Source organism: Candidatus Izemoplasmatales bacterium (assembly GCA_041649275.1).
Classification (GTDB): domain Bacteria; phylum Bacillota_I; class Bacilli_A; order Izemoplasmatales; family Hujiaoplasmataceae; genus UBA12489.
In genome coordinates, this window is record JBAZNL010000008.1 from 1 (window position 1) to 15,571 (window position 15,571).

Annotated in this window: 6 protein-coding genes; 4 read left to right on the top strand and 2 right to left on the bottom strand. The window is 62.2% G+C overall.

What is annotated here, in order from left to right; translation table 11 throughout:
* Together WC509_05695 and WC509_05700 are read right to left on the bottom strand one after the other, a co-directional pair.
* Positions 1–267: 30S ribosomal protein S4 (locus WC509_05695; GenBank protein ID MFA5006937.1), on the bottom strand; the 267-nt coding region annotated here is incomplete at its 3' end.
* A 176-nt stretch (positions 268–443) separates the two neighbouring features.
* Positions 444–932, bottom strand: coding sequence for a GAF domain-containing protein (locus WC509_05700; GenBank protein ID MFA5006938.1), 489 nt, complete (start codon positions 930–932; stop codon positions 444–446).
* An 87-nt stretch (positions 933–1,019) separates the two neighbouring features.
* Here WC509_05700 and thiI point away from each other — a divergent pair, with 87 nt between their 5' ends.
* The 4 genes from thiI (at position 1,020) to WC509_05720 (ending at position 15,529) form a co-directional block, all read left to right on the top strand.
* Entirely contained in the window at positions 1,020–2,249 is a 1,230-nt protein-coding gene (thiI, locus tag WC509_05705) for a tRNA uracil 4-sulfurtransferase ThiI (GenBank protein MFA5006939.1), read from the top strand.
* A complete protein-coding gene (locus WC509_05710; GenBank protein ID MFA5006940.1) occupies positions 2,246–4,546 on the top strand; it encodes a M3 family oligoendopeptidase in 2,301 nt (766 codons plus the stop codon). Before thiI ends, WC509_05710 begins: the two co-directional genes overlap by 4 nt.
* A gap of 78 nt (positions 4,547–4,624) precedes the next feature.
* Complete coding sequence (locus WC509_05715; protein MFA5006941.1) at positions 4,625–6,703, top strand: beta-propeller domain-containing protein; 2,079 nt, start codon at positions 4,625–4,627, stop codon at positions 6,701–6,703.
* Positions 6,704–6,940: 237 nt separating this feature from the next.
* The gene (locus WC509_05720) at positions 6,941–15,529 is read left to right on the top strand and encodes an InlB B-repeat-containing protein (protein ID MFA5006942.1); all 8,589 of its coding nucleotides are present in this window, start codon (positions 6,941–6,943) and stop codon (positions 15,527–15,529) included.
* The last annotated feature ends 42 nt before the right edge of the window (positions 15,530–15,571 follow it).

Genomic DNA, 15,571 nt, shown 5'->3' on the forward strand with positions numbered 1-15,571 from the left:
GAGCAGGATCATGAAGGCCGTGCCGGTGATGCCGGGCATGCGCTTCGCCTCTTCGAAGGTCTTGCGGAACTGGCGTTCGTTGACGCCGTAGGTGAAACGGACGCGCTGCTTTTCCTGCAGCTGGGTGCCGTATTCGGACAGTTTGGTCTTCTTCTGGCCATGCTGACCCGGAGCGAACGGGCGCTTGTTCAGTTCCTTCCCGGTTTCGGTGATCGAAAATCCGAGACGGCGCGATACTTTCCAATTGGATCCTGTGAATCTCGACATGGTATTGTCCTCCTGTTTTGCGTCATGAGAGAGGAGCTCCCGAATCATCCGGTTTGATCGTTTTGATGCGTTCGCGTCAAGCAGTCGACGGTACTGGCAAACCTCGGACGGAACAATCAAAGACTGAATTTTCGCGGGCGCAACTGCCTTTTAATACATGCGCATAAGATATTATATTATAACGACGGGAGGATGTCAACGAAAACCTTCGCCGCGGCTTCGAGCGTTTCCCGTTCTTCCGTCCCGAACCGCGAGAGCACGGGCGCATCGACGTCGAGCACGCCGTAGAGCCGTCCGCCGGCGACGAGCGGGACGACGATCTCCGAGAGGGAGGCGGCGTCGCAGGCGATGTGGCCGGGGAATCTCCGCACGTCGGGAACGACCACCGTCGCGCGGTCGGTCGCCGCACGACCGCACACGCCGCGGGTCAGCTCGATCGTCGTGCACGCGGGTTTCCCCTGGAACGGACCGAGGACGAGCCGGTCGCCGTCGAAGAGGTAGAATCCGGCCCAGTTGATCTCGTCGAAGAATTCGAAGACGAGCGCCGCGAGATTCGCGAGGTTGGAGACCGCCGGCAGGTCCCGGTCCAGATAGGCGCGCACGAGTTCGAGGAAACGCGCGTAGTTGGCGGCGCGCGTCGCGCCGCGGGGGTTGTCCTGATACATGATATCACCTGATACGATTTTATCACGGAACGGCGCGAAACCGCAACCCTTATGATACAATAGGAGCGTCACGAAACGAGGGTTATCATGTACGAACGAATCCTGGTCCGCTACGGCGACCTCAATCTCAAGGGCAAGAACAAGAAGAGTTTCACCGACCGCGTCGACCGCCTGATCCGCGAGAAACTCGCGGCATTCCCGGTCGCCTACGATTTCCGCCACGACCGCATGTATGTCGTCCTGAACGGCGCCGACGCGACGGCCGTGATGGCACGGCTCGACCGCGTCTCGGGGCTCTATTCCTACAGCCCGATCACCCGCTGCGCAGTCGACCTCGACGCGATCGCCGACGTCGCCGTCGGCCTGATCGGCGAGAAGACGGGCGGTCGTCCGACGACCTTCAAGATCGAGACCAAGCGCGCCGACAAGCAGTACCCGCTCACGAGCCAGGAGATCTCGCCGGCGCTGGCCGCGCGGATCCTCCCGCGCTGTCCCTTCCTCCAGGTCAGGATCCACGATCCCGAACTCGTCCTGTCGGTCGAGGTGCGGCCCGACGGCGGCTACCTCTTCACCGAATCGATCCGCGCGATGGGCGGCTATCCGGTCGGGTCCGGCGGCAAGGGCCTGCTATTGCTTTCGGGCGGGATCGATTCCCCGGTCGCCGGCTATCTTTCGATGAAGCAGGGCATCGAGATCGAGTGCATCCACTTCGAATCGACCCCGCTCACGCCGATCGAATCGGTTCAGAAGGTGGTCGACATCGTCGAGATCCTCTCCGACTACGCGCCTCACGCCAGGATGAAACTCCACCTCGTGCCGTTCGAGGCGCTTCACCGGAAACTGATCGAACACGTTCCCGACAGCTATCTGATCACGATCATGCGGCGGATGATGTATCGGATCGCCTCCCGCGTCGCGGCCGACCACGGCTGCCTGTGCATCCTGAACGGAGAATCCGTCGGTCAGGTCGCCTCGCAGACCCTCGAAAGCATGGACGTCATCGCTTCCGTCACGGACACCCTCGTCGTCCGTCCGCTCGCCACCTACGACAAGCTCGACATCATGGCGATCGCGCGACGGATCGGCACCCTCGACGTCTCCAACCGCGCCTTCGAGGACTGCTGCACGGTGTATCTCCCGAAGAACCCGGTGATCCGGCCGACCCGCCGCCTCGCCGCCCATTACGAGGAATTCTTCGACTACGCGCCGCTCGTCGAGGCCGCCGTCGCCGGCATCCGGACGATCCAGCTCGCGCCCGAGGACCGTCTCGACGTCGCCTCCAGGGGACTCGTCGTCGCGGAGATCGCGGACCTGTGAAGACGCTTCTCACGGATCGTCTCGTCCTCCGGGACTGGACCCTCGCGGACGCGGCCGACCTCTTCGCCTACGCCTCGACGCCGACGGTCGGCCCCGCGGCCGGCTGGGCGCCCCACGGCGACCTCGCCGAGTCGGAGCGGATCATCCGGCATTTCATCGAGGCGGCCGACGTCTGGGCGATCGAGGAACGCGCGACCGGCCGGGTCGTCGGCTCCGTCGGGCTGCATCCGCGCTCGAAGCTTGCGGATGCGCCGGTCGCCGAACTCGGCTACGTGCTGTCCCCGGAACGCGAAGGCAGGGGGTACATGACCGAAGCCTGCCAGGCGGTGCTCGAGCACGCCTTCCGCGACCGCGGGCTGCCCGAAGTCTACGTCGCCCACTTCGTCGGAAACGACAAGTCCCGCCGCGTGATCGCGCGGCTCGGGTTCAGGCCGGCGGGCGACATCCTCTACGAAACGACGGCCTGCGGGCCGATGCGCTCGGTCCGGTATCGGATGACGCGCACCGAATACGATGACATCAGGAGGAAGAGAAACATGGTCAAGTGGAATCTGGAAAAGCTCTACAAGGGATTCGAGGATCCGGCCTTCACGGAAGATCTGAAACGCCTCGATCTGGCGGTCGCCCGGACCAACGGACTCGCATCATCGTTCGTCGGTTACGAAACCCCGGCGAAGACGATCGAGGACTACCTCGCGGCGTCGGTCGAACTCGCGTCCGTCGCCGACCGGCTCTTCGCGTTCGCCTCGCTCACGGAAGCCGTGGAGACGACGAACCAGACCGCCGTCAAGCACCTGAACGCGCTCCGCATGAAGGTCACCGAAACGACCGGGACCGACACCCGCTTCCGCAAGTGGCTTGCGAAGATGCCGGCGTTCGAATCCGTCCTCGCGGGTGCTTCGACGCGCGTGAAGGAACACGGATTCATGCTCCGCGAAATCGTCGAAAACGGCAAGTACGACCTCGACGAGAAGACCGAGACGCTCGTGGCGAAGCTTCGCCAATCCGGTTCGATCGCCTGGGATCGGCTCCAGTCGCTCCTCACCGCGACGGTCGCGGTGAAGTACGAGGACCGCGAGATCACCCTCTCGCAGGTCCGCAACCTCGCCTACGACAAGAATCCCGAGGTCCGTCGCAAGGCCTATTTCGCCGAACTCGAAGCCTACAGGGCGATCGAGAAGCCGGTGGCGTTCGCGCTCAACGGCATCAAGGGCGAGGTCAACACGCTCTGCGAGGAACGCGGATACGCCTCGCCGCTCGACCAGGCGCTCGCGGCTTCGCGCATGAGCCGCAAGACGCTCGAGGCGATGCTTCAGGCGATGACGGAGTCGCTGCCGGTCTTCCGTCGCTACCTCCGCCGCAAGGGGACGCTGCTCGGGCATCCGAACGGCCTTCCCTTCTACGACCTGTTCGCCCCGATGGGCGGCGTCGATTCGACCTACACGATCCCCGAGGCCAACGCCTACGTGCTCAAGAACTTCCGGACCTTCAACGCCCGGCTCGCGGGGATGGCCGAGCGGGCCTTCGCCGAAGGCTGGATCGACTACACCCCGCGTCCCGGGAAGGTCGGCGGCGCGTTCTGCTCGAACATCCACGCGATCGGCGAGAGCCGCGTCATGACCAACTTCGAAGGCGCGTTCGGCGACATCATCACGATGGCGCACGAACTCGGCCACGCCTATCACGGCGAATGCATCTTCGGCGAATCGATCCTCAATTCGAACTATACGATGCCGGTCGCCGAGACGGCATCGACGTTCGCCGAGACGATCGTGAACAAGGCCGCGCTCCGGGACGCGAAGACCCGGGAGGAGAAGATCTTCCTGCTCGAATCGTCGATCCAGGACTACACCCAGGTGATCGTCGACATCATGAGCCGCTTCTATTTCGAAAGCGCCGTGTTCGACGGACGCAAGGCTACCGTCTTCGACGAGAACGAACTCAAGGAGATGATGCTCGACGCGCAGCGGAAGACCTATGGCGACGGCCTCGATCCCGACCTCCTGCATCCCTACATGTGGCTCTGCAAGGGCCATTACTACAGCGGCTCGCTCTCCTTCTACAACTTCCCGTACGCCTTCGGACTCCTGTTCGCCAAGGGGCTCTACGCCCGCTACCTGGAGGACAAGGCCGCATTCGTCGCGATCTACGACGACCTCCTCGCCGCAACCGGCCGCTCGACCGTCGAGGAGACGGCCGCGATCGCCGGCGTCAACGCCGGCGACCCCGCCTTCTGGCGCCAGTCGCTAGCCCTCCTCGCGGAGGACATCGAGGAGTTCCTCCGCCTCACGGAGTGAGCGAATTCGCAAGAACGCCAATAAAAACGACGGGACCGCTTGTTGTATTAAGTGCACGCATCTCCTGAGGAGGCACCCATGAAAACGATGAACCTGTTCCGTCGCCTCACGTCACTCGCGGCCATCCTGCTCCTTTCGGCGGGAATCCTCGCCTGCAACGAGACGACCACGACGAAGCCGAACAACCTTCCTTCCGTCGACGACGTCGACAACTTCAAGGATTACGACGAGCTCGAGACCTATCTGGCCGGATTCTTCAGCAAGAGCCAGAACGGCTGGTATTCGCTGCGCGGCGGCGAGGCCGTCTTCGACGAAGCGGTCGGCGCCGTCACCACGACGGCCGCGTCCGGCGCCCCTTCCGGCACCGACGACGAGGTCGACCGCACCCACAGCGTCTCCAACGACCAGGTCGAGGGCGTCCGCGAGACCGACACGATCATGACCGACGGATACCACATCTACGTGGTCTCCGGCGACAAGTTCCAGATGATCGACGCCGATACGCTCGACATCGTCTACACCTACGCGATGCCGGATTCCGACTGGTCATCCATCCAGGGAATGTTCCTCGACGAGGAGCACGGCAAGGTCGTCCTGATCGCGAACGAGTACCATTACGACGAACAGAAGGCGACCGAGGACACCTATTATTACTGGTATTACTACCGTTATGGAACACGCGTGGTCGTCCTCGACGTCGCCGATCCCGACGCGGTCGAGATCGAACGCGACATGTTCTTCGACAACACCTACCTCGTCGACGCCCGCATGATCGGCACGCAGGTCTTCCTCGTGATGGACAACTACGCGATCAACTGGGGATACGCCGAAGATTCGTTCATCCCGACGTACATGGATTCCGCCGTCTCCGACGCGGAACAGCAGCTCCAGGCGGACCACATCTACTACATGCCCAACGGCAACTACTCCCTCTCCTACCTCATGCTCGCCTCCTTCAGCGCGACCGACCCCGACGCCGCCGCCCGCGTCGACGCCTACCTCGGCAGCTCCTGGCAGATCTACATGAGCCCGTCGAACCTCTACGTCGTGATGTACCGCTACGAGGTCGACGAGGTCACCGGATGGTATGACTACCTCACCTACGTCCTGCGCTTCGCGATCGAAGAAGGGAACCTCGTCTTCAAGGCGATCGGCGCCGTGGACGGTTCTCCGCTCAACCAGTTCTCGATGGACGAGTACGCCGGCGCGTTCCGGATCGCGACCACCGAGTCGATCGCCCGTCAGGTCACCGTCACCGTCGACGGCGACGGCGTCGTCACGACCGAAGCCTTCCCCGCGGACGGTACGTCCGAAGAGGGCGACGAGACGACGACCCGAAGCGACGACACGACCGAACGCGGCACCTGGACGTACATCTCCTGGACCTGGACCGTCGAGAACAAGCTCTTCGTCCTCGATGCGTCGGTCGACGGCACGATGACCGTGCTCGGTTCGATCCTCGAAGGTCTCGGCAAGCCGAACGAGCGCATCTTCTCGGTCCGCTTCAACGGCGACGTCGGCTATGTCGTCACGTTCGTGAACACCGACCCGCTCTATAAGCTCGACCTCTCCGACCCGACCGATCCGACGATCGTCGGCGAGTGGATCGAGGAGGGCGTGAGCGACTACCTGCACATCATCAACGACGGCCTCATGCTCGGCGTCGGTCGCCAGGCGGTCACCGACGGCGGCTGGACCCGTTTCACCGGCGTCAAGATCTCGCTCTACGACACGACCGGCGACGATCCCTTCGTCACCGACGACTACTTCCTCGAAAGCCAGTACAGCTATTCGCCGGTCACCTACGACCACAAGGCGTTCATGTACTTCGTTCCCGAGGGCGCCGACTTCTGGTACGTGGCGATCCCGATCTACGAATATTTCGACAACTACAGCGTCTACTCCCAGAGCATGTACGTGTTCAAGGCCCATTACGACGGCACGCTCGAGTACGTCGCGAAACTGACCCACAACGACGACAACCCCGTCGAGCACTACTGGTACTGCGATTCGATCGAACGCGCCGTCATCATCGGCACCCGGATCTACACCGTCTCCTATTCCCAGATCCGGATGTACGACATGGAGAACGAATTCACCCCGATCGCAACGACGACGCTCAACGATACGGCGTACCGCTACTATTACTGGGATTGACCTTTCGACCCGATTCCAACCCGACCGGCAGACGGATTTCCGTCCGTCGGTCTTTTTTTCGTCCTCAAGAGGATCGAAACCCGGTTTTCGCATGGAAACGGTTCACGATTTGCGATTTTTACCGCATGGGTGTGAAATACCTCCCCCTACCCTATGGATTTTTCTTCGGGTTTGTGATATGTTGAAAACGTATCACGTGCGCACGCAGCGCACGATCATATTCAAGGAGGTACCACGATGAAGAGGAAGTTTCTCCTGTTTGCGCTCGTCACCTTTCTGACGTTCGGCCTCGCCGGCTGCGACATCCTGCTCAGCCTGCTCGGTCAGGTGACGACCACCGTCACCACCGTCGAAACGACGGATACGTCCGATACCGCCATCACCACCGTTACCACCCAACCCGCGATCACCACCACGGAAGGAACGACCACGGCCCCGGTCACCACGACGACCGGCGGCACGACCGTTTCGACCATCCAGCAATATACCGTCGTCTTCTACGACTATGACGGCACGACCGTCCTGAAGACGCAGATGGTGACCCAGGGTGGCAGCGCCACCCCGCCGGCCGATCCCGCCCGGCCGGCGACCGACCAGTTCACCTTCGCGTTCTCCGGCTGGTCCGGAAGCTACACGAACGTGACGGCGAACGCCACCGTCCTCGCCACCTACACGGCGACGATCCGGCAGTACACCGTCACCTTCCTGAACGACGACGGCACGACCGTCCTCGGAACGTCGACGGTGGACTACGGCACGGCCGCGACCGCCCCGGCGAACCCGTCCAAGCCGGCCACGGCGCAGTACACCTACGCCTTCACCGGATGGAGCGCCGTCTTCAACGACGTCCGCTCGAACTTCTCCGTGACCGCCCAGTACGGCGCCACGGTCCGTCAGTACACCGTCACCTTCGTGAACTACGACGGCGCGGTGCTCGGGACCTCGACCGTGAACTACGGCACCGCCGCCACCGCTCCGGCGGCCACTCCGGACAAGCCCGACACGCCGCAGTGGGACTACGCCTTCATCGGCTGGGACGTCGCCTTCGCGAACGTCCAGTCGACCCTGACCGTCACCGCCCAGTTCGGACAGACCCTCCGCCAGTACGAGGTCCGGTTCGTCAACGACGACGACTCCCTCATCCAGACCTCGATGGTCGCCTACGGTTCCGGAGCGACCGCGCCCGCGAATCCGACCAAGGCCTCGACCGCGCAATTCGACTACGCGTTCACCAACTGGGACGTCCCGTTCGCCAGCATCACCGGCGCGCTCACCGTCCGCGCGGTCTATGCGTCCACGGTCCGCTCCTACGAAGTCGTCTTCCAGGACGCCGACGGGACCGAGCTGAAGACGGAGACGGTCGCCTATGGCGGCGCCGCCACCGCTCCTGCCGACCCGAGCCGCGACTCGACCGCGCAGTACGACTACGCCTTCACCGGCTGGGACGTCGCGTTCGATCCGATCCATGGGGAGACCACCGTCACCGCCACCTATTCCCAGACGGTCCGCGAATATTCCGTCATCTTCTACGACGAAGACGGCATCACGGTCCTCGACGAGGTCATGGTCCCCTACGGCGGATCCGCGATTCCGCCCGCCGATCCCGCCAAGGCCGGCAACGATCACGCGACCTACACCTTCTCGCACTGGGAAGGAACGTACGTCGGCATCACCGGACATGAGACCGTCATCGCCGTCTACGACGAGCAACGCACCGCCTATTTCGTCTCGTTCTTCGACATCGACGGCGCGCTCATCGACAGACAGCTCGTCCTCTCCGGCCAGGATGCGGTCGCTCCCGCCGATCCGGCGCGTCCCGACACCACGCAGTACACCTACACCTTCACCGGTTGGCTCGGCGACTACCTCGCCGTCTCGGCCGACGTCGCGATCTACGCACAGTACGACGTCGTCGTCAACACCTATACCGTCGCGTTCTACAGCGAGGACGGTCTCACGCTCCTCGGCACCTCGACGGTCGAATACGGTCATCCGGCGGTCGCGCCGGACGATCCGACGAAACCCGAGTACTTCTTCGTCGGCTGGTCCGAAGGCGTCGCCTTCGTGACCCGCGACATGGTCGTCTTCGCCGTGTTCTCCGACGTCGTCTGGGACCGTCAGCTCCTGCTCGACTATGTCGCCACCTGGCATGAGGAGACCCCGACGCCCGAACAGCTCGAAGCGGACGTGGCGATGCTCCTCGGCATCCTCGGGCTTGATCCGCTCGATCCGCTCGCGGAGCGCCAGGCCTACGATCTGGTCATGGTTTTCCAGGGATTCCTCGCGGACATGACGGATGCCGGCACGCTCGCCGAGATCCAGGAAGCCTACGCGAACGCGAAGGCTTCCGGCTTCGACCGCGACCGCGTCATCACCGTCCTCCTCGGCGTCGCCGAGATGAACATCGAGAACGGCATCGCGAACGGCCGCGTCGAGGAAATCCTCAGCCAGATCGCTTGGCTCGAACAGGCGATCCTCGACGCCGAAGCCGGCAAGCCGATCCGAATCCAGGACGGCGTCGACTACTGCACCGGATACGCCGGCGAGAATCAGGCCGCATGCGCATCCGCCTGGGCCGCATTCGTCGAGGAGACGAACCTCAACCACGCCTACATCGAGCTGATCGACCAATATACCTACGAACTGTACCAGGGCATCTGGAACTGGGACGTCTGGTACGATCTCTCGTGGCTGCTCGAAGACATCCTCCACTACACCTATGTCGAACCCGATCCCTATTACGTCGACCTCTACCTCGCGGCCTACAACGAAGTCCTGAACGGACTCTCGTCCGAGGATCAGGCGATGTACGATGCGGTCCTGACCGCCTTCTCCGCCTGGAAGAGTTTCCAGATGACGACCGCCGATCCGTACCGCGAGCTCGCGTACGGTCTGGCCGATGTGAACGGCTACAACATCGGCGGGACCCTCACGGGCGACCTCCTTGCCTCGTACGAACAGCTTTTCTGGGACATCAACCAGTACAGCTGGCACATCGTCGAACTGCAGTGGCAGCTCCAGGACGCCTACGACCAGCGCGAAGTGCTGCTCGCGCTCCAGGCCTACCTCGCCACCGAGGAAGGCTACGCCAAGGCCGAGATCCTCGTCGGCACGGTCTACGACATGCTGGAATCGGTCCTCTACGGCATCGACGAGGGCACGTTCGAACTCCTGTTCGGCCTCGCCACGGGCCAGATCGATCCCGCGACCCTCAGCATCGACCCGGCGTCGCTTCTGAACTACGTCGACCGCTCCGCGGCGCTGATCCGCCTCTTCCTCTCGACGGTCGATGCCGCCGACCTCGCCAACGTCAAGTCGATCCTGATCGACGCCCTCGGCATCTACGCCGATGTCGAAGGGCTCTCCGCAGAGGAGACCACCGCCCTCGTCGCCCTGTTCTCCGGCCGCTTCGACGAATATGCCCTGATGGTCGAAGACGTCTACGGCGAATTCCTCGCGATCCTCGACTCGCTCGACGAGGCGAAGATCCAGATCATCGTCGATCAGATCCAGATCCTCCAGAACGGCGTGTACGGCATCGCCCGCACCGGCGGCATCGAAGGCATCGACCTCCGCCAGATCGTCGCGATCGCGAAGATCGTCGACATCCTGGCCTACCAGAGCGGCGTCGACGTCGAGGCTCTCGCCGGCTACTTCGTCCGGCTGTACTACGACATGAACTACGAGTTCTGCTACGACGACATGGAACGCCTGGCCGTGACGGCCGCGCTCCAGGACAGCGTCGCACGCATCCTCGAACTCGTCCACGTCATCGCCGGCTTCGAATCCGGCGTCATGCCCTCGCCCGCCCAGCTCGAGATGATCTTCGAGCTCAAGGTCCGCATCGAAACGATCGGACAGGCGTTCGGCGAAGGTTGGCCGGAACTGATGCTGGAAGCCGACTACACCACCTACACCCACGAGATGTTCCTCGACCTGATCTACCAGATGAACGGCTGGAGCATCACACCCGAAGAGGCCGAGGCGCAGATCGCGATGATCGTCGCCACCCTGGAAGAATCCGAACAGGATTCCTTCTTCATCATGCTCGCGTTCGCGAGCGTCTTCCAGAACATCGGTCGGAATCCGTCCGTCACCGTCCTCGCCGACTTCTACTTCGGCCTTGCGGCGATGGGCTACGACAACGCGACCCTCGCCCGCATCATCACCAACTTCGCGGTGAACATGGTCGACTACCAGATCGCCTACTCAGACGTCGACGACCGGATCGCGCAGCTGGAAGAGATGATCGCGGAGTACATGCTCTACATCGACGACCTCGATGACGAATATGCGCTCGTCCTGGCGGCCGTTTCATTCGAAATCGCCCTTCTTCCCGAGGATGCCAGAGCCGTTGCGGACGCCTGTTTCCAGAGTCGTCTGCAAGAGGATCTGATGTGGCGCGAATACTGGCGGATCTACGACAACATCCGCTACTCCGACGCCTATTACGATCTCTGGAACGACTTCATCTATGACAACCTCACCGACGCCATCGATCGGATGTCGCAGTACGGCTCAACGTCTTACGAAGACCCGATCGCGTATGACGAAGCCCAGGATGATTTCGATTCCGTCTGGGACTCCCTCACCGACGACGAACGGAACATGTATCTCCCCGCGCTCAACGCTTGGAAGTTGCGCGTCGAATTCTACTGGAACACCGTGGAACCAGCCATCATCGACCTCACATCATGGGTTCCGGGCCTCTATGCTTCCGACGGCTATACCCCGTTCTTCGACTATCTGATGGGGCAGCTGGACACATTGTACTGGAACCGCATGGAAGTCAGATACTCGGAGGAATACATCACCAATTGGACGTCCGAGATGACTTATCTCCAGGAACACGGCCTCGATGAGCTCTACGCCTTCCAGACGTTCCTCGCCGACCCGCTCAACCGCGCCCTCATCGAGGATGCGGTCCTGATCGTCCTCGACGACTTCGCCGGCGTCCTCGCGGCCACCGACACCGAGACGATCGACATGTTCCTTTCGTTCTTCGTCAACCAATACGGGTCCGAGATGCCGGACCTCTCCGCCGCCGCCATCCTGGGTTATACGCAGGACCTCTCCGCCATCCTCAAGGCGCTGGGCGCGACGATCACCGAGGACGAGTACGAGACCCTGATCACGCTCGCGATGAAGGGCTTCGCCTTCTTCATCGGCGCGCAGTCCGAGATTCCCGAAACGGAGATGGCCGCGATCCTCGACATGATCGAAGGCATGATCCGCAAGTACCTGCCGATCGCGATCGATACCCGCGACATCGTCACCGACTTCCTCGATTCGCTCACCGTCGAGAAGATCCAGATCGTCCTCGACCAGCTCGCGATCCTCGGCTTCGGCGACAAGCCGATGGCGGACGGCGGCTACGACGGCCCGTCGCAGATCGAGATGGCGATCGCGATCGCCACGATCGTCGACACGCTCCTCTACGACGGCTCGCTCGACACCGACGCCCTGATCGCCACGGCGATCGAGATCTACTACGACGTCGCCGTCGGCGGCGGATACGATCCCGCCGTCAAGGCAGCTGTCGTCGTCGCCTTCCAGACACACGTCGACCAGCTGATCATGATGGCCCACGACCTCGCGGGCGTCGATCCGTCGATCCTCACTCCCGCCGACGTCGCGCTCCTGATGGAACTCCAGCAGCGCCTCGATTTCCTGATGGGCGTGCTCCAGAGCGGCGACCTCGAACGGATCCTCGAGCCGGTCACCTTCGGGTACCAGCGCTGGATGTTCGTCGAACTCCTCTGGAACCTCGACTGGAGCGGTCCGTGGGACGACGAAACCGTCGTCGATGTCACCATCACCACCGTCACCCAGGTGTTCGAGACCTCCGAGGAGGAAAGCTACTACAACCTCGTCGCGATCATGAATCTGGTCCGCGGAGCGATCGAGAGCCAGGATCCGGAAATGATCCTGAACGCCATCGCGATGCTCGAACAGATCGGTTTCACCGACGAGGAGATCGCGGGTTACCTCGGCAACCTGCCGCTCGCCGTCCTCACCTATCAGCAGTTCATCTCCGACTACTATTACTACGACGACGGCAATCCCTACGCCTGGGATCTGCAATATGCGCTCGCCAACCTCGCCGACCTGCAGGCGGCTTATGAAATGGATCTTCTGTACGCCCAGGAGAACGTCGACTACTGGATCGAGCAGCTCGCGAGGGTCCTGAACGTCGGTGTCGTCACGATTCCGCTGATTTCGGATGAAACCACCCGCGACGCGACGCTCGCCTACTGGAACCAGAAGATCGCGAACGACGAGGCCGGTCTCCTCTACTACTGGTCCATGGACGAAGCCGAAATGAATCCGGCATGGAACTACGATCTCTTCTACGATCTCCAATACGATCTGGAACAGTCCATCTACTACGCCAGCTACCAGGCGTCCCTCGACGGCTTCGCCGATGCCATGACGGCATCCGGCTACCGCGCCGACTATGACGACGCCTTCGCGGCCCTCACGCCAGAAGAACAGGCGATGTACGGCCCGATCCTCGCGCTTGACGAAGCGTTCCTGACCGAAAACCTGAACGGATTCGCACAGACCAGAGAAACGTTCTATGATGCGTTCTGGTCCGCAACGGTCGAAGACGAAATGCTCATGAACGACATCGATGCCGCCCTTTCGGAGCATTGGTACATCCTCGACAGCCTGCACGACGCCCAGAAATGGGTCGACGAACTCGACGCGATGTACCTCGCTCAGATCCAGGAAGCGGCCGACTTCCTCGCCGAGATCCAGGCGCTCTACGATTCCTACGAACCCGAGGACCTCGGCTGGCTGATCGACTTCTTCGCCGATCCCGCCAACGACGCCCTCTGGAACACCATCACCCTGATGATCGTGCAGGAAATCGACAACCTGCTTGAAAACGTCACCCCCGAGATGCTGGCGACGATCGAATCCCTCGTCAGATTCCAGCAGATGCAGGGCGAAGCCGACTCGCTCCGCTGGCAGATCGAGGACCTCTACTGGCAGCTGAACGACTACGCCGACCAGGCTTCCGAAGCGATCGCCGAACTCAGCGATCCGATCTCGATCGCCTACGCCCAGACCTGGTGGGACGTCAACGTCGCCAGCACCGAACTGTGGGTCGTCTACCAGGCGAAGACCGAAGCCGCCTGGGAAGTCCCCGGCTACGACGACTGGTTCTATCGCGGCCTCGAATCCTACATCGATTCGGCGCTGTACGAGGAAATCGTGGGAATGAATCCGGGGGAAGGCATGTACTTCCGCGGACAGGCGGACATGATGCTCGCCGGCATCGACCCGGCCATGGTTCCCATCTACATGGACCTTCTGTCGAGCTTTGAAATGTATCGCTCCCACTACTATGCCGTCGTGCGTCCGGCCGAGATCGACTACTTCGGCCACATGGGCACCGGCGTAGACTACACGATGCAGCTCGGCTGGGCGATCGAGAACCTGAACGTCGCGCAGAACCAGCTCAACGACACCGTCGCCGACGGCGCGCTCTACGTCTCCATGATCCTCGATGAAGGCGCCCGCAACGCCGCCCTCGAGCACTGGAACTGGACGAAGGCTGAATCCGAAGCGTACGTCGCCTACATCGCCGCGCTCGAAATCGCGGACGACGACCCGCTCTGGAACGAGGACATGTTCTACAACTACCTGCTCTATCCGCTCTCGCAGTCGATCTACTACAACAGTTATCTGGCCGGATCTTACGGCTCCAGCGACCCGATGCTGGCGGGCTCGTTCTACACGACCTACGTCAACACCCTGTCCTCCCTCACCTATGAGGAGCAGACGCTCTATCTTAGCGTCCTCGAGCCCTACCAGGTCTACGGGAACCTCGACTGCAACCAGCAACCGTCCGCACAGGACCTGTTCTGGACCGCCTACGGCACGGCGACGGTCGACGACCAGTCCTATATGATTCTGGTCAACGACGTCACCTACACGATCGAACCGGCGCTGTTCTCGATCCACTACTGCCAGCTCGAAGTCGAATACTGGCAATCGATGGTCGACGCCACCACCGGCGAGATTTCCTGGTCCTATTATTACATCGACAGCCTCGTCTGGTCGTACCGCTATGCGATGGAACAAGTCCGCTGGATGGAGAATCAGAAGGCCGAACTTGAAGCCGGTCTGGCCGGCCTCGTCGACCTCTCGCCCGCCGGCCTTGTCGGTTACGCGCAGATCCTGTCGGGTTACCTCGGCATCGTCGGCGACTCGATCGACGAGATCGAAGCCCAGGCGCTCGCCGACTTCATGTACGCCCTCACCGCGGCGCACATCCACGAGTCGGGTCTCTACACCACCGATGAAGAAATCATCCTGATGGCCGAGATCGAAGGCGTCTTCGAATGGTACGTCGACGGCATCCTCTACGCCCCCGACATGCTCGCGACCTTCCTGGCCAACGTCACCGAGGAAGAGATCGTCCGCTTCATGGACGCCCTCCAGGTCGTCCAGATGCTCGGCGGCGACGAGTCGGACCTCGCCAACATGACCCGCGCGGTCGCGATCGCCGACATGGTCCTCGCGGTCGCCGGCGACGGCAACCTCGACGTCGACTTCATCGTCGAGTCCTTCGTCTGCGGATTCTTCGACGGCGAGTACCACCTGCACTACGACGGCCCGATCGACATCGAGGCCCGGATCCTGTACCTGCAGACCCTGATCGGCGACATCCTCCTCCAGGCGGACGTCATCGACGAGTTCGATCCGAACGCGCTCACCGAGGAACAGCGCGGCGAGATCAACGCGTTCCACCTCCTCGTCGAGGAACTGATCCCCTACTTCGACTACGGCCCCGACTACGAGCCGATCGTCTGACGAAACATCCCTACCGGGAGCCGGCGCACGTCGCCGGCTCCT